The organism is Enterococcus sp. FZMF, assembly GCF_030263915.1.
GTDB classification, from domain to species: Bacteria; Bacillota; Bacilli; order Lactobacillales; family Enterococcaceae; genus Enterococcus_D; species Enterococcus_D casseliflavus.
Genome location: NZ_CP127160.1, coordinates 2,923,199 through 2,945,563, shown reverse-complemented (window position 1 = coordinate 2,945,563; position 22,365 = coordinate 2,923,199). Strand labels below are relative to the sequence as shown.

The following is a 22,365-nucleotide window of genomic DNA, read 5'->3' as shown; positions in this document are numbered from 1 at the left end:
TCACCTTTTCACATTTGATTTGATTTCATCATAACAAATGAAATGAGGCTGTCAATGCTTCGTAAGTGTCTTTCATTTTTTCTAAACGATTTTTTAAAGAAACAAAATCATCGTCATCATGAAAAAGGACTTGTTTTAATTCAAAATAATAGATCTCAAAAGCATCAAAGAAAGCAATGACTTCCGCTGTTTGCAGCTCTTTGGCAGTATCGCAGCGAATATAGGCTTTTTCAGCGATCGCATACGTTTCTGCAGTCGTTAATAGGACCAATGATTCATTGTATTTGCGGCTCGTCACTAGTTCAAAGGTTGATTGACATTTATTGTAGATATTAGAAAAATCTTTGAGCACAAGTTCCTTTGGTGTTTTATCAAACATGGGGGAATCCTCCAAAACTTTATTTTTTGAATAAGACGCAGACACATTCTGGTGTGTAGATGTCTTTTTCTAAGACAGTCAATTTGCCAGTGGCTTCATCGCGTTTGTATAACGTTAGGTTATCAGAATTTTGGTTGGCACAAACGAGATAATCGTTTGTCGGGTCCAAATCGAAATCGCGAGGGAAGTCACCTTCAGTCGAGATTGATTGAACAAAAGTCAGGCCAGCGCCTTCATCGGTTACTTCAAAAACAGCGATTGAATTATGGCCGCGATTTGAGCTGTAAACAAAACGGCCATGGTTCGAGATACGTACCGCAGCGCCACTGTTGAAATCCGTAAAGTCCGCAGGGATCGTTGGCACCTTTTGGATTTTCTCAAAACTGCCATCTGCTTCATTGTAGCGTAAAACAGTCAATGAGCTGTCTAATTCGCCCACTAAGTAAGCGTATTGGTTATTTGGATGGAAGACCAAATGACGTGGACCAGTTCCGTCTTCTGCCACGTAAACGGCAACTTCTGTCAGTTTGCCATCTTCTGAAATATCATAAGTATAGACCCGGTCTGTTCCAAGGTCACAAACTGCTAAACGTTGGTCTGGTGTTAAGTCAGTATAGTGGACATGAGGTTTGTCTTGGTTTTCATGAGAGCCGACGGGTTCATCATGGTAGATGCTGTCCGTTGCTTCGATGCTGCCATCCTCTAGAATTTTATAAACATTCACTTCACCTTTATGGTAGTTGGCACCATATAAAAGCTGACGGGTTTCATCAACTGCTACATAGCAAAGTGGTGCGCCTTCTTCCGTTGCGGTATTCAGCAAGGTAAAGTCTGGGGTATAAGCAGCTGCGCCGCCGTTGCCATCTACTTCTGTGACGCTGTAAACTGCTTCTTTTTTACTGCGTGCAAGATAAGTCGGACTTTTTTCTTCCGCGCATAAGGTCAAATCGGTCAGTGTTCCTTTTTCCGTATCTAAAGCGATCGAATAGATCCCTTTACTTTCGCGACGAGTGTACGTACCTAAATAAATCGTTTGCAACATAAAAAAACCTCCTAATAGTTTCATTCCTATTTAATTCTACCATAGAATGCGGTTTTGGGCGGGTAGAAAAACTCTTTATGTTATAATAAACAAGAAGATAGAAAGGGGAGTTTGTCATATGAAAAAAGGGACGATCAAAGAAATCGGTCCACAAGCGATCGATTCGCAAGAAAGAATGATCATCTTTTTTGGGGAAGAAGCGACCGACACACTGCGAGAATATTCAGTCATTCAAACGATTCCTGATTCGCAAGCGTTAGTCGTCACAAAAGGGGACCAGATCACTTTTGGTGATCAGACCTATCAAGTCCAATATGTAGGGACGGTCGTAAACCAAATCCTGCAAACGATCCAGCATGTGACCTTTGTTTTTGACGAAGTGCCGGCTGAAGATCAGCTTTCAAGTGCGATTTATTTAACGCCAACTGTTCTGCCGAAACTAGAAGTCGGCATGCAGGTGACGTACGACTAGGAGGCAAAGAATGTCATGAAAGAAACGCAGAAAAAGCCGCATTCCTGGTTTTGGAAATGGTTTTTAAACAATCAAGCAGTGACCAGCTTGCTGGTCATTTTATTGATTCTCTTGATTTTGCTGCTCTTTACGAAAGTGTCGTATTTGTTTGAACCCGTCTGGCAATTTTTAGCCATCGTCGGATTGCCAATCATTTTGGCGGGGATCTTGTATTACTTGATGAACCCCACCGTCGACTACTTAGAACGCAAGGGAATCAAACGAATCTACAGTATTTTTGGTCTCTTTATTTTAGTGGTTGGTCTGATCGTCTGGGGTGTGGTGGTGATCATCCCTAAGATCCAAGAGCAATCCATGAGCTTTGCGGATAATTTGCCAGGCTACTTGACGATCATCGAGAATAAGGTGAATGAGATCCTCTCTGATCCAATCTTCTCGCAAGTCCAAGAGCAGATCGAAGCCTCCAATGAGAAGCTGATTTCTTCTTTGACGGATATCGTCCAAAACCTTTCCCGCAGCACGATTCAAAATCTAGGCAGTTTCTTCGGCGCCGTTGCAACGGTCGTTTTAGCGGTCATTACCATGCCATTTATTTTGTTCTACCTACTGAAAGATGGCCGTAAACTAGCCCCTTATTTTGTTAAATTTCTGCCAACCAAAATGCGCCAGCCATCACTGGTCGTCTTAAAAGAGATGAACGATCAAGTATCCTCCTATATTCGGGGACAACTGACGGTGGCGTTTGCGGTCGCAGTGATGTTTATGATCGGGTTTAGTATCATTGGCTTAGATTATGCCATCACACTGGGGATTGCAGCGGGATTTCTAAATTTGATCCCTTACTTAGGATCTTTTTTGGCCATGATCCCTGCGGTCTTTTTAGGAATCGTCGGTGGACCCGTGTTACTGATCCAAGTGCTGATCGTCTTTGTCATTGAGCAGACCATTGAAGGCCGCTTGATTTCGCCATTAGTTCTAGGAAACGAGTTGTCGATCCATCCTGTCACGATCCTGTTAGTCCTCTTGACTTCAGGAAAACTGTTTGGCCTTGTTGGGGTCATTTTAGGGATTCCTGTGTATGCGGCAGCTAAAGTGGTCATTACCCATGTGTTTGAATGGTATACGCGGGTTTCCTCCTTGTATGAAGAGGAAGAACCGATCCCCGAAGCGCCACCAGAGAACACCCCAGAAGTGTAGCAGCTTCGAGTGTAAAAGAGTCCATACGTATTATCTACGGTACAGCCTTTTTCTGTGGGCTGTACCTTTTTTGTGCGGATAAAAGAGCCAGCAATCATTGGAAAGTAACGGAAGATTTACAACCTATGAACGATGCTTTGTGAGAAATCGACAACTCTTTATTCAATAGAAAGAGCGAGGGATAGTGGCCTGGACCCAATTGATTTCGAAGGAACTAAAGAATATAATCGATTTATATAAATAGTTTATATAACGAAACTTGTGCTTAGGGAGGGCAATGAATGCCGAAACAACGAATAACAAAGGAAATGGTGGTTGATGCCGCCTTTGAGATTGCACGAAAAGGCGGTATGGAGCACGTGATCGTCAAGAACATTGCCGAGAAGTTAGGCTGTTCAGTCCAGCCCATTTATAGTTACTGCACCAATATGGAGGGCCTGCGAACAGAGGTAGAGCAGAAAGCACGGCAATTTTTTCAAGCGTATCTAGAAGCCCATAGCGACCCCCAGGATCTGTTTCGCAGTACCGGACACGCGTATTTGCAATTGGCGAAAGAAGAACCCCATATTTTGAGTATTTTTGTCTTACAAAAAAGAGCGAATGTTTCGTCATTAGAAGATCTGTATCAGTTGGAGACGAATCCTGAAGTAGCCCAAAGGATTGCCGCCGATTTGACTATCAGTATAGAAACCGCCAAACAGCTACACATGCATATGCTCATTTACACGATCGGAATCGGTACGATTTTCTCAGTAACGACACCTGGTATTCCACTAGATGAAATCTATGCACAACAGGAAAAAGCGTACGAAACGTTTTTAGAACAAGCAATAGCTGGCACAAAACCATAAGGTGCAGTCCTAACTACAGAGAGGAGTTCCCCCATGAAAAACGGCATTATTGTTTATCAATCGAAATACGGCGCTGTCAAAAAGTATGTCCACTGGCTTCAAGAAGCAACAGGTTTTTCCAGCCTAGAAACCCCAAAAGCGAAAATAGCTGAAGTAATGGATTATGACACAATTATCTTCTGTGGGGGAATCTATGCATCGGGTATTGCTGGACTGTCCTTTTTAAAAATGAATACCAACCAGCTAAAAGACAAAGAGATACTTATCTTTTGTGTGGGAGCCTCTGCTCCTGAAGAAGATGTTGTGAAAAAACTCAGAGAACAGAATCTCACGGGTCCAATAAAGGACATCCCCCTTTTTTACGGCAGAGGACAATGGCAGGAAAGCAAAATGAATTTCTTTGATCGAAACTTAGTGAAAATGTTAAGAAAAGCTGCGGCTAAGAAAGCGCCGCACACCTATGATCCGCAGATGAAGGCGCTCATGGAAGCCAACGGACAAGATTGTGATTGGACAGATAAAAAGTACTTGGCTCCATTGTTGGATTATTTGGAGCAGGGACTGTTTCAATAGTAAAGGCCAATTGCAGCTCAGCTGATTTTTCTTTTGTAGTAGTGTAGGGGAGCGAATCATCATTGGGAAGCTGGCTCTTTTTCCCATTCACATCCTTCCAGAAAAGTTATAACGAATCGATCGACAACTACATGTGAATTGTTGGCTTTACTGGGATGATCGTTTGAATAGGCAATTAACTACCATACACAGGACCGGCTTTTCTGATTAGTACTTATTAAGAAATCTCTCAAAATGAAAACGTTCTTATAATCAGGTGTTATGATAGAAAGGAACCTTCATAAAAGGGAACAAATTATTAATTGTACTGGGAGAAACGAAGATGAATGAAGCACACAATGAATTCGTAGATTATAAAAAAGCAACCGCTCTTTTTGCAACAATGGGCTGGCAAATGCCAGACCACCAACCCCAAATCGTTCTCAGGCCATCACTTGATGCAGATTTCCGTTTTGAAAAGCAACGGATTATTGTCTCAACTCCTGAGAAGGTCTATCCTGCTACAACGAAATACTGGCGAGATTTCTTTACTGATCAGTTGCGGGAAGGTTCTTATACGGCGGCTATCCCCGAACGTTGCTTAATGATCGATATTGGTCGCAAATTTTACTCCTTGATGGATTTAAAAGCTGTCGTTCGTAGTATGGCTTGTTTCCAGTTTACCCATCTACAGCTACACTTTTCCGAAAATGAAGGATTTCGCATTGAATCAGAGCAATTTCCAGAAATCGTTTCGGAGGAGTATTTGACCAAACAAGAGATCCGTGAATTGATCGCATATGCCCACGAACATCGCATTGCCATCATTCCGGACTTTGATTCTCCCGGTCATTTGCGGCAAGTGTTGGCTCAAAAGCACGAGTGGCAATTACCGACAGCCGATGGTACGCGTGATGATCGAGCACTGAACATTTTGGATTCAGAAGCGGTAGCTTTTATTCAGGAAGTTTATCGGGAATATGCGCAACTGTTTGAAGACAGCACCTATTTTCATATTGGTGCCGATGAGTTTATTGATTTTGATCATTTAGAAAACTTTCCGCAAATGATCGAAGCAGCCCGCGAGCGCTATGGGGAAAAAGCTAGCGGAATCGAAGTTTTTATTGATTATGTCAATGAGCTAACGGCCTTTGTTGAAAGTCTCGGCTTTGTTGTGCGGGTCTGGAATGATGGTTTTAACCGCTTGAATCGCCAAGAGCAGACAACGTTGACGGAGAATTGCCAAATCTCCTATTGGACCCGTTGGAACCAGAATATGGCGCCGGCAGATGTCTTTTTTGAAAAAGGCTATACCATGATCAATCATAATGATAATTTTTTCTATTATGTCTTAGGAGAAGCGGCAGGCTATACTTATCCAACCTACGAAAAAATCAGCAATGAATTCCAGTTGACGACGTTTGCCAATGGACAACAAGTTGCACAGGAACAGCTTGCACAAACACAGGCGATCGCTTTATCCGTCTGGGCGGATGTACCTGAGGCTCAGACTAGTCGTGAAGTGATCCAAGCGATTTTTTGGCTCCAAGCGGCCATCGCACAAAAGGTGTATCAAGAAAAAGACCGCCCAAAAGCTGCGTATCAAAAACTATTTGATTCGTGGGTAGTCTCGTATTTGGAGGAGGGGCAATGAGGAAAGTAGTCGCGAGCAAGGAGAAAACAGGAGCGGATTTTATCTAGCGAGACGGAGTAAGAATGAATGCAACGTCCAGTTCATTCTACAACGGGGATCATTGCTTAGCATAAAAAATAGAGGCTGATGACATTCAGCCTCTTGTCTTTGATTGGAAAAAAACGTTTCATCAATGGATAGAGTCATCGCTTTAATAAAGAGTAGGAGGCTATAGCTCCCTAACATTTTACAAATACTTCTCACGAAAATCAGCGATGGCTTGGCGTGACGCATAGATATTCCGTGCCAGCTTTTCATTTTTACTTAAAAAGACATAGAAAAGGACATCGACCGCCAATAGGTGGGCGATGATCGAATTGGTAGCGGCACTCCGCTGGTTGGCTTCTTTGGAACGGGACACTTGCAGGGGAACATCCGCCAACTTCGTCAACGGGTTGCTGCCAAAGCGGGTGAGTGACAGAATCGGGACGCCAAGATTTTTAGCGATTTCGGCTAAGTGAACCATCTCAGGCGTGTGTCCACTGTTTGAAATGACCCAGACCAGACTTTTTTTCTCGTTTTTGACAAGTTGTGGCAACAAGAGATTGTAGTCATTTTCAAACACGACGATCTTGCCTAAGCGAGTCCATTTTTGTTGGATATCTTGTGCGATCAATGAGGAAGCACCGATCCCGCAGACAAAAATGCGTTCACGAGTCGCGATCAGTTCAGCGGCAGCCAACATCAGCTGTTCTTCTAATAATTGGGCCGTCTCATTCATGGTCACCTGGGCATTGTGGCTCAATTTTGAGGTGATGGCATGAAAGGGCTCGTTTAATTCAACATCGGCATAGCCTAAATGCTCATTGGCATTGTGGCGCAAGCCGGATTCGGCAGATAATTGTATTTTTAAATCTGTCAAACTAGCAAAGCCGGTTTTTTTCGCAAAACGTACAACGGTTGGTGCACTGATCCCAGTGGCTTCTGCTAATTGACTCGCAGTCATCGACGGCACTTTTTCAGGATTGGCCTCCATGAATGCGAAGAGTTTCTTCTCAGAAAGCGATAATTCATTTTTCATGCTCTCGATTCGGGAAAGAACGCTCATCCTTACACTTCCTTTAGATAGAGTAGTATCCTAAGTATAACATAAGTTTTGGAGGAGCTTTCAAAAGAAACGAAAAGAATAGGTAGATAAACTTGCTTTTTTACTTAGAATCAAGTAAAGTAATTACGTGTGAAAAGCACAGTACCTGTTACTTGGTTTAACGAATCACCAACGTTTTACTCAGTCGCAGGGGAAAAAGAAAAAGAGGTGAAAAACATGGCAATTTCAAAAGAACGCAAAAACGAAATCATCAACAAATTTGCACGTCATGAAGGAGATACTGGTTCTCCAGAAGTTCAAATCGCTGTTTTAACAGAAGAAATCAACCATTTGAACGAACATGCACGTATGCACAAAAAAGACCACCATTCATACCGTGGGTTGATGAAAAAAGTTGGACATCGTCGTAACTTATTAGCTTACCTACGTCAAAAAGACGTACAACGTTACCGCGAATTAATCCAAGCTTTAGGATTACGTCGTTAATCAAACAAAGAAAAGTGAGGTTCAACCCGAATCTCACTTTTTTGCTATGAATCACTGCGACTGAGCGGCGCAAGCCGCACAGAGCAGATGATGAATAGTACTAGGCGAGAGCAGCGAGCGTAGTGACCAAGCAGCGGAATCACTGCGACTGAGCGGCGCAAGCCGCACAGAGCAGATGATGAAACCTACTAGGCGAGAGCAGCGAGCGTAGTGACCAAGCAGCGGAATCACTGCGACTGGGCGGCGCAAGCCGCACAGAGCAGATGATGAATAGTACTAGGCGAGAGCAACGAGCGTAGTGACCAAGCAGCGGAATCACTGCGACTGGGCGACGCAAGCCGCACAGAGCAGATGATGAAACCTACTAGGCGAGAGCAGCGAGGGTAGTGACCAAGCAGCGGAATCACTGCGACTGCATTGTCGGCTAAAACAGCTGATGCAGTCTGACAGGTAAGCTCGAGCCATCTAAAAAGTGAAACACCAAAATAGCGGCCTTTTGACTGGTGAATCAAAAAGCGCAGCCAAAAAGAATTTTGGGTCCTTGTAAGCAGCATCCTACTAACCAAATGAAAGCAGCGGAACGCCATTCCGATTTTTTCATTTGTTTAGTAGTGACTTGCTGGGATCCGATGAAAAGGAGCAGAACATGACAGAAAAACAAGTATTCAAAACAACTTGGGGCGGCCGCCCATTAGAAGTAGAAGTTGGCCAATTAGCCAAGCAAGCAAACGGAGCTGTATTGGTTCGTTATGGCGACACGGTTGTCCTAAGTGCAGCGGTTGCATCTAAGGAAGCAAAAGATACCGACTTTTTCCCATTAACGATCAATTACGAAGAAAAAATGTATGCCGTAGGGAAAGTACCTGGTGGCTTTATCAAACGTGAAGGACGTCCAAGTACGGAAGCAACCTTGACTGCCCGCTTGATCGACCGTCCGATCCGTCCAATGTTTGCGGAAGGCTTCCGTAATGAAGTACAAGTTACAAACATCGTAATGAGCGTTGAACAAGATTGTACGCCTGCAATGGCAGCAATGTTAGGTTCTTCTTTAGCGTTATCTATTTCAGATATCCCGTTTGACGGACCGATCGCTGGTGTCGATGTCGGTCGGGTCAATGGCGAATATGTCTTGAATCCAACAGTAGAACAAGCAGAACAAACCGATATCGAATTGACAGTAGCTGGAACGAAAAAAGCCATCAACATGGTTGAATCAGGAGCGAAAGAAGTTTCTGAAGAAGACATGTTAGGTGCGTTATTATTCGGCTTTGATGCTATCAAAGAATTGGTTGCCTTCCAAGAAGAAGTTGTCGCAGCTGTGGGCAAACCAAAAATGGAAGTCAAATTGTTACAAGTAGATGCTGACTTGAAAAAAGAAATTTTCGACGGCTACTACCAAACAATGAAAACTGCTGTTATGACGGAAGAAAAATTGGCTCGTGAAGACGAGATCGATAAAGTCAAAGACACAGTGAAAGAAGTGTATGCAGAAAAATTTGCTGGACATGAAGAGGAAGCACAATTCTTGAAAGAAGTGAAACAAATCGCAGAAGATCTTGAAAAAGATGTGGTTCGCGAATTGATCACCATCGACAAGATTCGTCCGGATGGCCGTCAATTAGACGAAATCCGTCCATTGGCATCAGAAGTTGGCTTATTGCCACGTGTTCATGGTTCTGGTCTATTTACTCGGGGACAAACCCAAGCCTTGTCTGCTTGTACGTTAGCACCTTTAGGTGAACACCAAATCATTGATGGATTAGGGGTTGAAGAATCAAAACGATTCATCCACCATTACAACTTCCCTCAATTTTCTGTTGGTTCGACTGGTCGTGCTGGCTCACCAGGACGTCGTGAAATCGGTCATGGTGCATTAGGCGAACGTGCCTTAGCACAAGTGATTCCTGATGAAACAGACTTCCCTTACACAATCCGTCTTGTTGCAGAAGTATTAGAATCAAATGGTTCTTCTTCTCAAGCAAGTATTTGTGCAGGAACCTTAGCGTTGATGGATGCAGGGGTGCCAATCAAAGCACCAGTTGCAGGTATCGCAATGGGACTTGTATCTGATGGTGAAAACTACACGATCTTAACGGATATCCAAGGCTTAGAAGATCACCTTGGCGATATGGACTTTAAAGTTGCTGGAACCAAAGATGGGATCACTGCGTTACAAATGGATATCAAGATCCAAGGGATCACTGAACAAATATTGACAGAAGCATTAGATCAAGCGAAAAAAGCGCGGATGGAAATCTTAAATGAATTGACATCAACATTGGCTGCTCCTCGTGAAGAGTTAAGCCAATACGCACCGAAGATCGAAATGATCCAAATCGATCCTGCGAAGATCAAAGATGTAATCGGTAAAGGCGGCGACACCATCAATGGCATCATTGATGAAACTGGCGTGAAAATCGATATCGATCAAGACGGAAAAGTTTCGATTGCTTCTGCTGATGCAGAAATGATCCAAAAAGCCATCAAGATCATTGAAGAATTGACGAAAGAAGTAAAAGTTGGCGAAGTGTACCTTGGGAAAGTTGTCCGTATTGAAAAATTTGGTGCGTTTGTCAACTTGATCAAAGGCAAAGACGGCTTAGTTCATATTTCACAACTTGCGAACGAACGGGTCAACAAAGTGGAAGACGTTGTCAAAGAAGGCGACGAAATCTTAGTGAAGGTTACAGAAATCGACAAACAAGGTCGTGTGAACCTTTCAAGAAAAGCACTATTGAACGAAGACAAAGCAGAGAAAAAATAAGCTGCTACTTCTAAATCATAAGCAAAGTCTAGGAAACTGGACTTTGCTTTTTTGGTGTCTAAGTAGCAGCTCTTCAAGAGGGTCTTACTTGACAGGAGTTATTTTTTGCGTTACCGCGAAAAATAAGAGATAATTCAGAATATTGTCTTTGCCATGCAAGCAATAATTCTCAGATGTCAAACGCATCTTATTTAGGATAAGGAGTACGATATGAAACAGACATTTCCAACCGATTTTTTATGGGGAGCATCGATTTCCGCGCACCAAACCGAAGGGGCATATCAAACCGACGGCAAGGGGCTGAGTGTCCAAGATACTCGTCCAAGAGACAACCACGAGATCGCTGATTTTACAGTGGCTGTCGACCATTACCACCAGTACAAAGAGGATATCGCCTTGTTAGCAGAAATGGGGATCAAAATTTTCCGCTTTTCGATCGCTTGGTCGCGAATTTTTCCAGAAGGGCGCGATACCGTCAATCAAAAAGGATTGGATCATTACAGCGATGTCATTGATGAATTGCTGAAACACGGGATTCAGCCCTTTGTGACGCTGAACCATTTTGACTTGCCGCAAGCATTGGAAGACGAAGGTGGCTGGACAAAACGCAGCACCGTTGAGGCATTTGCCGCATATGCCAAAACGCTGTTTACAGCCTATGGGGATCGAGTGACGCATTGGCTGACGATCAATGAACCAAATATCATGCTGCTGGTGGATCAAAAAATATTAGGGAAAAAGATTCCATTATCAGAAAAATACCAGCAATTTCATCACCTGATGATCGCTGAAAAATATGCATTCGAAGCGTGTCATGAAATCGTTCCAAATGGCAAAATCGGACCGGTGCCGAATATTTCGTTGGTCTATGCGGCGACTAGTCGACCAGAAGACAACCAAGCAGCGTTGTACTTCAACAGTGTCCGAAACTGGGCTTACCTTGATTTTGCCTGCTTCGGTCGTTACAACACGGTCTTTCAAGATTATTTGAACCAAAACGGGCTCACGATTGACTTTGGTCCGGAGGATGAGGTATTGATGAAGCGGGCGCTGCCTGACTTTGTCGCGATGAACTTCTACACCACAGTGACAGTGGAGCAGCCGACGGAAACTGGGGATATGAAAAACGGTATCAGCGATCAGCAAAGTGAAGACATTATGGAGCGTGGTTTTTACAAAGGGTTCACCAATACGTTCTTGAAGAAAAATGCCTTCAATTGGACCATCGATCCCTTGGGGCTGAAAACGACGTTGCAGACTCTTTATGATCGTTACCACTTGCCGATCATCATTACCGAAAACGGCTTAGGGGCAGAAGATCATCTAGAAGCAGATGGCACGGTTCATGATCCGTACCGTATCGATTATTTGTCGCAGCATATCAGCCAATGCTTAGCCGCGATCAATGCTGGGGTGGATCTGATCGGATACAGTCCGTGGTCTGCCATTGATTTGATCAGTGTACATGAGGGGATTCGAAAACGGTATGGCTTTATTTACGTGGATCGCAATGATGCACAGGAAAAAGAACAAAAACGAGTGAGAAAAGACAGCTTTTATTGGTATCAAAAGCTGATTGAAGAAGGGGCGATCCCTTCGTTGGAGGAGTAACGATGACAAGTGTTTTTACCTTTTTAGAAACGCGTTTGATGCCGCCTTTGAATAAGTTGGCGAATTTACGCTTTATTCGCGCAATCATGCAAGCAGGGATCATTACGGTCCCTTTTACGATCGTCGGATCGATCTTTTTGATCATCAATAATTTACCGCAGATCATTCCACCACTGGCTGGCTTTTTCGAACAAACGATTTTACGATTTTCACCGCTTTATAGTGTCGTAACTACCATGTCTGTCGGCTCGATTGCTGTTTTTTATTGTTTAGCAACAGGGTATTATTTAACTGAGATTTATCATAAAGAAGATCATTTGACTATGAGCAGTTTTGTAGGGGCGTTATTAAGTTTGTTTGCCTTTTTAATGACGATCATTCAAGTCGACATTACCGACGGGGCAGCTCAATTGCTGCAGTCAGAAAGCGAAACTGCCATTGTTTACAATGGGATCGCCATAGGCGGTTGGATCACACGCTTTAGCGGGGTAGGCATCTTTATTGGGATCATCACCGCAGTGCTTGCTACGTCGGTCTATCGTTTTTGTGTAAAAAGAAAGATCACTATCCAGATGCCTGAAGGAGTTCCCGATGGAGTCAGCAAAGCATTTGCTTCATTGATCCCAGCGATTTTGATCGCCTTTTTGATGGTGGCGATCAACGGGGTACTGGCGGTTTTCCACACGGATCTTCACGGATTGCTGTCCAAACCATTTGAATTCGTGAAAGAGTTGACGGGTTCTTGGTTAGGAATCATCGTGATTATGCTCCTTATCCATCTCTTATGGGCAGTGGGGGTTCATGGGACGGCTGTTATTAAAAATAGTTTCATCAATCCCATCCTGTTGGTGGCTCTAACGGAAAATATCGATGGTGCCAATAATATTTTTGCTGGGGATTTCGTGAACATGTATATTTTTATGGGCGGCGCAGGCAGTACGCTTGGATTGGTTTTATTGATGCTGTTTGTGGCAAAATCACAACAGCTCAAAGTCTTAGGAAAAGCAGCGATCTTACCAGGGCTTTTTAATATCAATGAACCAGTGATCTTCGGGGCACCGATCGTCTACAATCCGTATTTGATCATCCCCTTTATCATAACCCCTTTGATCAACGTCACGATTGCTTACTTTGCTAGCTCATTTGGCTTTGTCGATAAAGTCATTACTGGCATTCCTTGGATCTCGCCAGTCGGAATTGGGGCGTTTTTAGGAACCGGTGGTGATTTCCGAGCCATCCTGATCGCTTTGATCAACTTAGGGGTTTCCATTCTCTGCTATTATCCATTCTTTAAGATGTACGATGGCAAACTCTACACGGAACAACTTGCCAATCACGCATAAATAGGAAAAAACAGCAAAACGCCCGTTGATGGACTTCTAGTGATGTAGTGACCCCAAAAAGTTAGACTTTTATGGAGTGGAGAAATCCACTCCTTTTTTGTACGATAAAATTAACTGTTAGACAGCTGTTTTTACAGCTTCTCGAAACTGAACCGGACTTCGCCAATTTAATTTCTTTTTGATGCGTTTATGGTTGTAATAATAGATATATTGGTCAATTTTTGTTTTCAATTCATCTAAACTCCGATAGACTTCTCCATGAAAAATCTCTTGCTTTAATAAACCAAAGAAGTTTTCCATAGGTGAGTTATCTAAACAATTCCCTTTACGAGACATACTCTGGAAGATTTTATGCTGCTTCAATTTATTCTTATAAGCATTCATTTGATAGGCCCATCCTTGATCTGAATGGAAGGTTCTACGAAATGGACAATCATTTGTCATCTGGATTGCTTCTTCTAATCCTTCCATTATGGCTAGTGCGTTTGGTTTTTCAGAAATCCGATAAGATAGAATTTCACTATTGTAGAAATCCATGAAAGGATCTAAATACAGCTTTTTCTGACGAACGACACCTGTGGTGTCTACTTCATAATACTTAAACTCTGTGGTATCAGTTGTAATTTTTTGGTGACAGATATTTGTATAAAACCGACGATGAATACGATTTTTGGCGACAGTGCCAACCTTCCCACGATAAGAATTGTACCGTCGAGATTTTCGAGTGTAAGACTTTACTTCGATACCTAGTTTTTTTATCAGACGTTGAATCTTCTTTTTATTGACATGAATCCCTTGATTCTCTAATTCTTTTTTTAGTCGCAGACAGCCATAGTCTTTATGCTCCTTGCGAATTTCAATCATTTTTTCTTCAATTTCTTGGTCTGGGTTTGGTCTGTCAAACCGTTTCTGCCAATACATATAGGTTGCTTTAGGAAATTTCAATGTTTCAAGAAGCTCAACTAGTTTGAATGATCCTCGGAGGCTGGCGATGATTCGTGCGATTGATTCTTGCGTCTTTGCTGGGCTTCCTGTTTTCGCAGCTTCCTCAACTCTTTTAAAAAGGCATTCTCAATTTGAAGGGATCGGACTTGCTTTTCTAATGCCTTGATACGATCGCGTTCTTCAGTTGTTGTATTTTCTTTTTTGTTCTCTTTTTTTCTAGCCAAAGTAAGTGATCGCCCTTTCTCTTTTGAGATCCCCTCAATACCTGCTTCTCTGAAATTACGCATCCAATTGGCAATAAGCGCAGGGTTGTTCATTTCTAAAGTGCTGGCAACTTCTCGATAGGACATCTCACTTGTTTGATATAACTCTATCGCATTTAACTTAAATTGAACAGAATATTTCTGATTTTGATGCTTTCTCAATAGACCTTCCTCTCCGTATTCACGATAGGCATTCACCCAATCACTTACTTGAGACTTGCTTGAAATACCGTATTTATTGGCAAGATGCCGATATCCACCCACACCACTAAGATATTCTTTAACGATTTTTAGTTTTAATTCAAAAGGATATTTTGCCATACAAATAGCGACCCCCAAAAGTTAGATTTTTGGTCTAACTTTTGGGGGTCGCTTCATGAAGTGCCAACAACGGGCGTTTTTCTAATGCAAGTAGTGATCACGTATGCAAAGACTGTTGATACAAGACGCAATCATCACAATCTTTGCGAGTTGGTTTGGCTTGATGGGGTGTTTCTTTGTGTAATGGCAAAAGCATACGCAACCCGTTTAAGATAACTAAGATCGTGCTTCCTTCATGACCCACGACCCCTAGAGGCAGCGTGAGAAATTCAAGGAAGTTTGAAGCAATCAGCAACAAGATGACACTGATAGAAAAGACGATGTTTTGTTTGATGATCCGCTGTAATTTTTTAGCCAAACGGTGACTGTCGACCAAGCGCAGCAAATCATTTTTCATCAAGACGATGTCCGCCACATCCATTGCGACGTCGGTTCCTTCGCCCATCGCGATCCCCACACTTGCGGTCGCTAAGGCGGGGGCATCATTGATCCCATCACCGACCATCGCATTGATTTTGTAGGTTTCTTTCATTTCTTTGATCCGAGTGGTTTTCTCATCAGGCAGGCAATCACTTTCGTAGTCAGACAAGCCGATTTCTGCTGCGATCACTTTAGCAGTACCTAAATGATCACCCGTCAGCATCGTCGTTTGAATCCCCTGCTCATTGAAGTAGGCAAGACTCTCGCGAGCTTCAGGACGGGGCTGATCCAATAGCGCTAAATACCCTGCTAACACACGGTCACGATTGATATAAATCAAGGTTTTTCCAGCTGCTTTCAATTCGTGGATGCGAGTTTGCTCACTGGCAGCAACAGAGGTTAGATCGACTTCTTTTCCAATCGTCCAATGGGCAGCTTGGTAAGTGGCGGCTAGACCGACCCCCGCTTGTTCTTCCACGGCTAATTCCAATGGCTTTTCATCGTGAAAATACGCCAAGATCGCTTCAGCCAATGGGTGATTTGATTGTTTTTCCATCCCGACGATCAGTTGGGGAATAAAGGGTTCATCCAGCAACAGATGGACATCAGTGACAGCAGGTTTGCCACGAGTCAGCGTTCCGGTTTTGTCAAAAGCGATCGCTTTGACATTGGCAAAGGCATCCAAGGCTTGTCCGCCTTTGCATAAAACGCCCAAACGAGCAGCGTGAGAAATGGCTGCTAAGGTCGCAGGAGTAGCAGAGGCGACTAAGGCACAAGGAGATGCCACCACCAGTAAGACCATGCCGCGATAAAAGCTTTCTTGGAACCCCCAATTCGTGAAAAACGTACACAAAACGATCATTAGCGGGACGGCGATCAAGACGATCGGCACATAGATCCGTTCGATTTTTTCAATCAGGGTCGCCGTTTGACTTGGCATTTGCTGTGCTTCTTCCACCAATTGAATGATTTTTGCAAAGCGAGTGTTTTCACTCGTTTGAGTAACTTCAATGTACAATGGCTGCCCGAGGTTGATGGTTCCGCTAAAGACTTCACTGCCTAAACGTTTCTCGACAGGAATGGATTCGCCACTGATGGCCGCCTCATCAACGCTGCTGTTTCCTTGGATCACGATACCATCGATCGGGATCGCACTGCCTTTTGCCACCATAATCGTATCTTTTAACTGAAGGGCTTCTACTGGTACTTCGACGAGCTCGCCACTTTCAATCATTTTTAAGGCAGTCGTTGGTTGGAGTGCCATTAATGAACTGATTTCTCGCGTACTTTTGTTGGTCGTATATTCCTCAAGGGCACCGCTCAAACAAAAGATAAAGGTCAACATCGCCCCTTCAAACCAATGACCAATGATACAGGCACCAATGGCGGCTAATGCCATCAATAGATCGACGTTCAACCGTTTGTCGTGCACCAATTCTTGCGTGCCTTCCCAGGTTTGTTTCCAACCACCAGCAAGAATCGCTAACAGATAAGGGACAAAGCTATAAGGAATGGAAAAAGATGCCATAAGAAAGCCAGTTGCCATCAATAGCAAACAAGCGATCGTTGAAAAAACAGCCGACGATTCTGATTTACTCATAAGAAACGCCTCCTTTTGAATGTAGTCTAGGAATGAAAAACCGATCCTTTTCTCAGGAAATAATCGATTGTTCCTCCCTCAACTTGAGCATAGCACATTCGAAAACAAGATGGTAAAAAAACAACGTACCTGATAATGAAAGTGATTATCAAGTAGCGATTAAATAACGTTACTATCCAAATGATAAATGGAAAATTACTATTATAGAAAAAAGAACACAAAAAAAAGCAGTACAATAAAAAACGAATTGTACTGCTTTTGCTTATTCGATGTGGTAGCCAGCGATTGGATCGCTTAACGCAAACTATACTTTGCTAAGGGAATCTGACGTGCTTCACACCACTCTTTGACAGCACCAGAAAAAATCAGCTGGACCTTGGTAAGGTCTTTGGTGCTTGTCTGTCCTGCCATTGTGTAGAGCAGCTGCAGCTGTTCCTTCCATGATTGTAAGGTGGCGATGGTTTCTTCTTTGCCTTTTGACAAAAGCAGCACGAGGATCGTGGCGGATAGTCCTACGCTATCGGCACCAAGGCAAAGTGCTTTGAAGATATCGTAAGCATCCCGAACTCCGCCTGAAGCGATGCGGGTAAAGGGCTGTTGGATCTCATTTGCTTCCAGCAAGGAAATCACGGTGGATTGACCAAAGGTGTCTAAATACGCCAATTCACGTTTTTTTCGACGAGCATTTTCGATTTGCGTAAAACTTGTGCCGCCGCTGCCAGCAACATCAATCGTTTGTACGCCGATCGCCAGTAACTGCTGGATCGTTTCACGGGACATCCCAAAGCCGACCTCTTTTACGACAACCGGAACGGCAACAGAAGCCATCGTTTTTTCCAATAAGGACAGCCATTGGCTGAATTGACGATCGCCTTCTGGCATCACTAATTCTTGCGGTGCATTCAGATGGATCTGCAAGGCATCGGCACCAAAGAGCTCCACTGCCCGCTGTGCATTTTCAACGGGACTGCCCGCGCCAATATTGGCTAATAAGAAGCCGTCAGGATTGGCTTTACGGACGATACGGAAAGAATCGGCGACACTTGGGTCTTTTAAGGCAGCCGAAACGGAGCCGGTTGCCATCATCAACTCACAGGCTTGTGCGATCTCTGCTAACTCTTGATTGATTTTTAAGGTTTTTTCACTGCCGCCTGTCATGGCATTGATGAAAAAAGGGCTGGAAAATGAGCGGTCAAAGACAGTCGTCGCAATTGACACATCAGCCACGTCAATTTGTGGAAACGACTGGTGAACCAAGCGAACTGCATCAAAATCGTTGCTGTGTTCTTTATGGAACGCTTTTGCTAAGGAAACATGTTCATCTTTTCGATTCATGATAGGTCCTCCCGGTAATGGTAAACATGCAGCGGCAAGGGGGTGATCTCGGCTTTTTCCCACGCACTCATCAATGGTAAAATACCGGTTTTTTGGTCAACGATCACGATACCGCAATCGCCGCCGCCGGCACCGGAAGATTTGGCTGCACCACAATAATTTTCTGCTAGATCACAAAGTTTTTTAAGTGCTGGAGTTTCAATCGGCACACCAGTCAGTGCGGACAACTCCCGCAGGAGCTTTCGATTTTCCGTGATCATTTTTTTGATCGTGCGACTGTCTTCATTTAAGAAGCCGTCGATCAATCGATTGACGCAGTCTTTGCTGGCTGCTAAAAAGGCCGCATAGGCGTTTTCTTTTTCTTCTTTGGATTGATAGACTTGATCCACTAAATCAGAGGTGGAGGCAGGAGAGCCTGTCCAGCCAATCAGCAGTCGAAGAGATTTCGGAACCGTCAAGGGACGGATCGATAATCCTGGCCAATCGAAAGCGATCAATTCTGTTAAGGTATGGTCTTTTTGTTTGGTTAAGACCCAGTCGTGATCGAAGGTTGAAAAAGCGATCCAGCCGCCATAGCAAGAGGCCGCAATATCACCGCACGACCCATTGCCTTGAACAGCGAGATGGGCAAGAGCCGCAATTTTGAATTGGGTCAACCGATCCATTTCCATTTGATAGTACAGATTCAATGCTTTGACCGTGGCAACAGTCACGGCACCGCTGGAACCGAGGCCGTATTTGCGACCATTCGAGTTATCCAGTTCACTGGTCACTTTTAAATCGTAAAAGGAAAGGGGGATGCCTTTTTCTTGGGCATATTTTTCCGTCAGACGAATGGCTGCCAAAATATAGTGGAACGGGTTATCCCGGTGGTCTAAGACTAATTCGCCTTTGCGACGCGTCCAGCGAATCGGCAGGTCGCTGTATTGGGCAGACTGGATGCTGCCGTTTTTACGGGCCTCTTCAACAGTGACCGTGATAAATTGGTCAACGGCAACGATGATTGCAGGATGACCAGGTTCGACAACGGCGTATTCACCAGCAATAAATAGTTTTCCAGGAACGGATAGTTCAATCATTTCGACACTCCTAATCGATGGCTTCTTAATGGCTTCTTAGTTGATAGGGGAAGATTCTTCCACCGGTAAAAAGGCTAATCCTTTGCCCGCATGAGCAGTTACTAATTGTTCTGAGGCAAAGTGAGCACTTAATTCACGTAAAATCGTTTGTTCTTCTTGTTTTTGGCATAAAACTTTGACATTGGGACCAGCATCCATCGTGAAATAGCAAGCCAATCCTTTTTTTCGCAGCATTCGGACACATTCCATAGCTCGTAAAGATTCAGAAGACCAATAAGTAAAAGGTGGTTCGGCGGCTAAGGTCGTTCCATGCATTTTCAAGGCGTTGGCCTCGGTCGTTTCACCTAAAGCAGTAAAGTCTTTTTCGGCAATCGCTTGTTTCATTTTCACGAGATCGCTCGCAGTGGCAGAAAGCCAGCCTGGATAAAAGCTCGAGGTTTCAACGGTTCGGCGCATCCCCTCACGACTGGAGACTTCTTTGGCTTGTGCGTTGATCAAGATAAAGATCATACTCAATTCTTCTTCCCAGCCATTCGACGGCACTTGGGTGGCAAAAGAAGTCTCATCGGTGCCTTGATGCCATTCAGCAAAGCCACCGTAGATACTCCGACAAGCCGAACCAGAACCGCGACGGGCCAAACGGGATAGCTCTTGCTCCGACAAGTTTAAGTCCAGTGCTTCACTACAGGCACCCGCCAATGCCGCTAATCCGCTGGCAGAAGAGGCAAGTCCAGCAGCGGTTGGGACGAAGTTTTGACTTTCCACCGTGGCATACCACGGGCAGTCCGCTTTTTTTCGTACCAGATCCAAAAAGTCCGCAACTTTTTTTGTGGCAGCGTCTGTTTGCACCACGCCATCCAGCGTAAAGCGATCCTGTGTAAAATCGGGTGAAAAAGCCACCGTTGTTTCTGTGTAAAAAGCATCGAGGGTCAGGGACAAACTATTGTTCATCGGTAAAATGAAGGTTTCGTCTTGTTTTCCCCAATACTTGATCAATGCGATATTCGTGTAGGCACGAGCCTTTCCCTTATACATGTTCATAAACTCCTAATCCTTGTATCCATGCCGCACGAGCGCCATCGGACAATAAAATACGGCTGATATTCTCAGCCTGTTCCTTCGTTTTGGTTAGTGCGATCATACAGCCGCCTCGGCCCCCGCCGGTCAGCTTCGCCCCATAAGCCCCGTGTGCCAATGCTGAGGAAACCAACTGATCCAGTTGCTGATTGCTGACCCCTAACTGCTGCAGTGCCTGATGGGCATTGTTCATGCTTTCGCCTAATATTTCTAATTGATTGGCAATAATTGCCTCTTTGGCTCTTTTGGTTTCGATCCCTAAACGCTGGATCGCTTGACTAGCCAGCTGCTTGCTGGTTTCAAAAAGATGGGCGACACTTTTGACAGCTTCTCTCGTTTGCCCTTTGATGCCAGTATCAGCGACGAGCAAATAACCGTCGATCGTGAGGGGAAACGAAGTGATGGGATGCCCTTTGATGAAGTAAATGGCATCCGTCCCACTGGCTGCCGCAGCATCGATCCCGCTAGGATTGCCGTGAGCGATTTTTTCAGAAAAGTTGACATAGGTCATCAATTCTTCTTTTGTAAAGTCTTTTTTGATCCAATCAAAAAAAGCGCGAGTCAGTGCAACAGCGACCGCCGCGCTAGAACCCATTCCCCGTTCAGAAGGGATGGTACTGACGATGGAGGTTGCAAAAGGACCCGTGTGGAAATCTTGTTGCAGACGATGCAGCAAGTCTTTGACATTTTTTAAGTGGCTGGGGACTTCTTCAAGCAGACCGTGATAGTAACTTGAAATCAAGGTGTTTGTTTCATTTGCTGTGATCTCGACTTGTACTTTTGCTCCCGCAAAAGGGAAAGCAATTGCTGGTTCACCGTAAACAACTGAATGTTCACCCATTAAGATGATTTTTCCTGTAGCTATGCCAGTACCAATTGACATTATTTTCCTCATTTCTCTAGGGAGCTTACCCCACATGATTCATTTATCGTTTGTCAGTCAATTGTAACTATCTCCTGACAAAAACACAATTTAATTAAAGATCCTTTCCTATTTTACTAGAAGAAGGCTCTTTCGTTAAGCATTCCGTATGAGATTTCAAAAAAAAGCAAAAATCTTTAAACTTTTATTGAAAAACTTCTTGATCTGTGCTTTAAAAGTTTCAGTTGACGGCACAAGATATAGTATTGTATAGTTGATATCGCAAATGCAACATACAATATTTAGTGATGAGTGAGTTGGGGGATATGAGCGTGATCGTATTAGCAGGAACGATTGGTGCCGGTAAATCAAGTTTGACCGCATTGATCGCCAATCATTTTGGCAGTCAAGCCTTTTATGAATCGATCGATGACAATGAAGTGTTACCATTATTTTATGCAGATCCAAATAAATATGCGTTTTTACTGCAAATCTATTTCTTAAATAAACGATTTGAAAGTATCAAGCAAGCTATGAAAGACGACAATAACGTCTTGGACCGTTCCATTTATGAGGATTCACTGTTGTTCCATTTAAATGCGGACCTTGGGCGAGCAACCGATACCGAAGTCAAAGTCTATGATGAATTGTTAGCCAATATGTTGGAAGAGCTGCCGTATGCAGCCCACAAAAAGCATCCAGATCTTTTGGTGCATATTCGCGTTTCTTTTGAAACGATGCTGGAGCGTATTGAAAAACGTGGGCGGGAATATGAGCAGTTGACCTTTGATCCTTCGTTATACGACTACTACAAAGAGTTGAACAAACGCTACGATCAATGGTACGAAGAATACAATGAGAGTCCAAAGATCCAGATCGATGGCGATCAATTCAATTTTGTCGAAGACCCGCAAGCGGCACAGGCCGTTTTAACAATGGTGGAAGATGCTTTGAAAGACGCCCGCAAATAGCAATAGCCGATACAGCCAGGAAAGTCCTTTGATTGGGCTTCTGGCTGTTTTCTT

The 22,365-nt window shown here is 43.8% G+C and carries 19 protein-coding genes; 10 read left to right on the top strand and 9 right to left on the bottom strand.

Annotated features, from left to right (window positions below; translation table 11 throughout):
* Positions 1–28 precede the first annotated feature (28 nt).
* Positions 29–379: a hypothetical protein gene (locus QN079_RS14340; RefSeq protein WP_005233740.1), complete on the bottom strand. Its 351-nt coding sequence runs from the start codon at positions 377–379 to the stop codon at positions 29–31.
* Between the two features lie 19 nt (positions 380–398).
* Entirely contained in the window at positions 399–1,421 is a 1,023-nt protein-coding gene (locus tag QN079_RS14335) for a lactonase family protein (RefSeq protein ID WP_289230003.1), read from the bottom strand.
* Positions 1,422–1,539: 118 nt separating this feature from the next.
* Here QN079_RS14335 and QN079_RS14330 point away from each other — a divergent pair, with 118 nt between their 5' ends.
* The 5 genes from QN079_RS14330 (at position 1,540) to QN079_RS14310 (ending at position 6,147) form a co-directional block, all read left to right on the top strand.
* Entirely contained in the window at positions 1,540–1,893 is a 354-nt protein-coding gene (locus QN079_RS14330) for a PTS glucitol/sorbitol transporter subunit IIA (protein WP_005228025.1), read from the top strand.
* Between the two features lie 15 nt (positions 1,894–1,908).
* Entirely contained in the window at positions 1,909–3,090 is a 1,182-nt protein-coding gene (locus tag QN079_RS14325) for an AI-2E family transporter (protein ID WP_144771112.1), read from the top strand.
* Positions 3,091–3,371: 281 nt separating this feature from the next.
* Positions 3,372–3,941 carry a TetR/AcrR family transcriptional regulator gene (locus QN079_RS14320; RefSeq protein WP_144771110.1) on the top strand — a complete coding sequence of 190 codons (570 nt, stop codon included), beginning with the start codon at positions 3,372–3,374 and terminating at the stop codon, positions 3,939–3,941.
* 33 nt (positions 3,942–3,974) lie between these two features.
* On the top strand, positions 3,975–4,514 hold the full coding sequence (locus tag QN079_RS14315) for a flavodoxin domain-containing protein (RefSeq protein WP_144771108.1): 540 nt from the start codon (positions 3,975–3,977) through the stop codon (positions 4,512–4,514).
* A gap of 322 nt (positions 4,515–4,836) precedes the next feature.
* Positions 4,837–6,147, top strand: a complete 1,311-nt coding sequence (locus QN079_RS14310; RefSeq protein ID WP_144771106.1) for a family 20 glycosylhydrolase — start codon at positions 4,837–4,839, stop codon at positions 6,145–6,147.
* A 226-nt stretch (positions 6,148–6,373) separates the two neighbouring features.
* Here QN079_RS14310 and QN079_RS14305 read toward each other — a convergent pair whose 3' ends face one another.
* The gene (locus tag QN079_RS14305) at positions 6,374–7,234 is read right to left on the bottom strand and encodes a MurR/RpiR family transcriptional regulator (protein ID WP_005228070.1); all 861 of its coding nucleotides are present in this window, start codon (positions 7,232–7,234) and stop codon (positions 6,374–6,376) included.
* 216 nt (positions 7,235–7,450) lie between these two features.
* Between QN079_RS14305 and rpsO the strand changes: the two genes are divergently transcribed.
* The 4 genes from rpsO (at position 7,451) to celB (ending at position 13,438) form a co-directional block, all read left to right on the top strand.
* Positions 7,451–7,720 carry a 30S ribosomal protein S15 gene (gene rpsO / locus QN079_RS14300; protein WP_005228072.1) on the top strand — a complete coding sequence of 90 codons (270 nt, stop codon included), beginning with the start codon at positions 7,451–7,453 and terminating at the stop codon, positions 7,718–7,720.
* A gap of 646 nt (positions 7,721–8,366) precedes the next feature.
* A complete protein-coding gene (gene pnp / locus QN079_RS14295) occupies positions 8,367–10,484 on the top strand; it encodes a polyribonucleotide nucleotidyltransferase (protein ID WP_005231801.1) in 2,118 nt (705 codons plus the stop codon).
* Between the two features lie 210 nt (positions 10,485–10,694).
* On the top strand, positions 10,695–12,095 hold the full coding sequence (locus QN079_RS14290; RefSeq protein ID WP_144771104.1) for a glycoside hydrolase family 1 protein: 1,401 nt from the start codon (positions 10,695–10,697) through the stop codon (positions 12,093–12,095).
* A 2-nt stretch (positions 12,096–12,097) separates the two neighbouring features.
* Complete coding sequence (celB, locus tag QN079_RS14285; protein WP_144771102.1) at positions 12,098–13,438, top strand: PTS cellobiose transporter subunit IIC; 1,341 nt, start codon at positions 12,098–12,100, stop codon at positions 13,436–13,438.
* Between the two features lie 117 nt (positions 13,439–13,555).
* Here the strand turns inward: celB and QN079_RS14280 are convergent.
* The 6 genes from QN079_RS14280 to mvk all read right to left on the bottom strand — a co-directional run bounded on the left by QN079_RS14280 (position 13,556) and on the right by mvk (position 21,361).
* Positions 13,556–14,967 (bottom strand): IS3 family transposase gene (locus QN079_RS14280; protein WP_428206824.1). Its coding sequence is split into 2 segments (ribosomal slippage): positions 13,556–14,499 and positions 14,499–14,967, totalling 1,413 coding nucleotides; the frame shifts between segments, so codons are not numbered across the junction.
* Positions 14,968–15,064: 97 nt separating this feature from the next.
* Positions 15,065–16,987 carry a heavy metal translocating P-type ATPase gene (locus QN079_RS14275; protein WP_144771100.1) on the bottom strand — a complete coding sequence of 641 codons (1,923 nt, stop codon included), beginning with the start codon at positions 16,985–16,987 and terminating at the stop codon, positions 15,065–15,067.
* A 294-nt stretch (positions 16,988–17,281) separates the two neighbouring features.
* The gene (gene fni, locus QN079_RS14270; RefSeq protein WP_289230002.1) at positions 17,282–18,322 is read right to left on the bottom strand and encodes a type 2 isopentenyl-diphosphate Delta-isomerase; all 1,041 of its coding nucleotides are present in this window, start codon (positions 18,320–18,322) and stop codon (positions 17,282–17,284) included.
* Positions 18,319–19,401 (bottom strand): phosphomevalonate kinase, encoded by a 1,083-nt coding sequence (locus tag QN079_RS14265; protein WP_010749128.1) that lies wholly within the window; start codon positions 19,399–19,401, stop codon positions 18,319–18,321. Before QN079_RS14265 ends, fni begins: the two co-directional genes overlap by 4 nt.
* Positions 19,402–19,437: 36 nt before the next feature.
* A complete protein-coding gene (gene mvaD, locus QN079_RS14260) occupies positions 19,438–20,436 on the bottom strand; it encodes a diphosphomevalonate decarboxylase (protein WP_060791519.1) in 999 nt (332 codons plus the stop codon).
* Entirely contained in the window at positions 20,429–21,361 is a 933-nt protein-coding gene (gene mvk, locus QN079_RS14255; protein ID WP_015510390.1) for a mevalonate kinase, read from the bottom strand. Before mvk ends, mvaD begins: the two co-directional genes overlap by 8 nt.
* A 305-nt stretch (positions 21,362–21,666) precedes the next feature.
* On the opposite strand from mvk, the gene QN079_RS14250 reads away from it, so the two are divergent.
* Positions 21,667–22,311 carry a deoxynucleoside kinase gene (locus QN079_RS14250; protein ID WP_010749130.1) on the top strand — a complete coding sequence of 215 codons (645 nt, stop codon included), beginning with the start codon at positions 21,667–21,669 and terminating at the stop codon, positions 22,309–22,311.
* The last annotated feature ends 54 nt before the right edge of the window (positions 22,312–22,365 follow it).

What these genes read in the sequence shown, in the direction of transcription:
- QN079_RS14330 (WP_005228025.1), top strand. Translation starts at nt 1,540, where the DNA reads ATGAAAAAAGGGACGATCAAAGAAATCGGTCCACAAGCGATCGATTCG.
- QN079_RS14325 (WP_144771112.1), top strand. Translation starts at nt 1,909, where the DNA reads ATGAAAGAAACGCAGAAAAAGCCGCATTCCTGGTTTTGGAAATGGTTT.
- QN079_RS14250 (WP_010749130.1), top strand. Translation starts at nt 21,667, where the DNA reads ATGAGCGTGATCGTATTAGCAGGAACGATTGGTGCCGGTAAATCAAGT.
- QN079_RS14320 (WP_144771110.1), top strand. Translation starts at nt 3,372, where the DNA reads ATGCCGAAACAACGAATAACAAAGGAAATGGTGGTTGATGCCGCCTTT.
- QN079_RS14315 (WP_144771108.1), top strand. Translation starts at nt 3,975, where the DNA reads ATGAAAAACGGCATTATTGTTTATCAATCGAAATACGGCGCTGTCAAA.
- rpsO (WP_005228072.1), top strand. Translation starts at nt 7,451, where the DNA reads ATGGCAATTTCAAAAGAACGCAAAAACGAAATCATCAACAAATTTGCA.
- QN079_RS14335 (WP_289230003.1), bottom strand. Translation starts at nt 1,421, where the DNA reads ATGTTGCAAACGATTTATTTAGGTACGTACACTCGTCGCGAAAGTAAA.
- QN079_RS14265 (WP_010749128.1), bottom strand. Translation starts at nt 19,401, where the DNA reads ATGATTGAACTATCCGTTCCTGGAAAACTATTTATTGCTGGTGAATAC.
- mvaD (WP_060791519.1), bottom strand. Translation starts at nt 20,436, where the DNA reads ATGTATAAGGGAAAGGCTCGTGCCTACACGAATATCGCATTGATCAAG.
- fni (WP_289230002.1), bottom strand. Translation starts at nt 18,322, where the DNA reads ATGAATCGAAAAGATGAACATGTTTCCTTAGCAAAAGCGTTCCATAAA.
- QN079_RS14340 (WP_005233740.1), bottom strand. Translation starts at nt 379, where the DNA reads ATGTTTGATAAAACACCAAAGGAACTTGTGCTCAAAGATTTTTCTAAT.
- QN079_RS14275 (WP_144771100.1), bottom strand. Translation starts at nt 16,987, where the DNA reads ATGAGTAAATCAGAATCGTCGGCTGTTTTTTCAACGATCGCTTGTTTG.
- celB (WP_144771102.1), top strand. Translation starts at nt 12,098, where the DNA reads ATGACAAGTGTTTTTACCTTTTTAGAAACGCGTTTGATGCCGCCTTTG.
- QN079_RS14290 (WP_144771104.1), top strand. Translation starts at nt 10,695, where the DNA reads ATGAAACAGACATTTCCAACCGATTTTTTATGGGGAGCATCGATTTCC.
- pnp (WP_005231801.1), top strand. Translation starts at nt 8,367, where the DNA reads ATGACAGAAAAACAAGTATTCAAAACAACTTGGGGCGGCCGCCCATTA.
- QN079_RS14310 (WP_144771106.1), top strand. Translation starts at nt 4,837, where the DNA reads ATGAATGAAGCACACAATGAATTCGTAGATTATAAAAAAGCAACCGCT.
- QN079_RS14305 (WP_005228070.1), bottom strand. Translation starts at nt 7,234, where the DNA reads ATGAGCGTTCTTTCCCGAATCGAGAGCATGAAAAATGAATTATCGCTT.
- mvk (WP_015510390.1), bottom strand. Translation starts at nt 21,361, where the DNA reads ATGTCAATTGGTACTGGCATAGCTACAGGAAAAATCATCTTAATGGGT.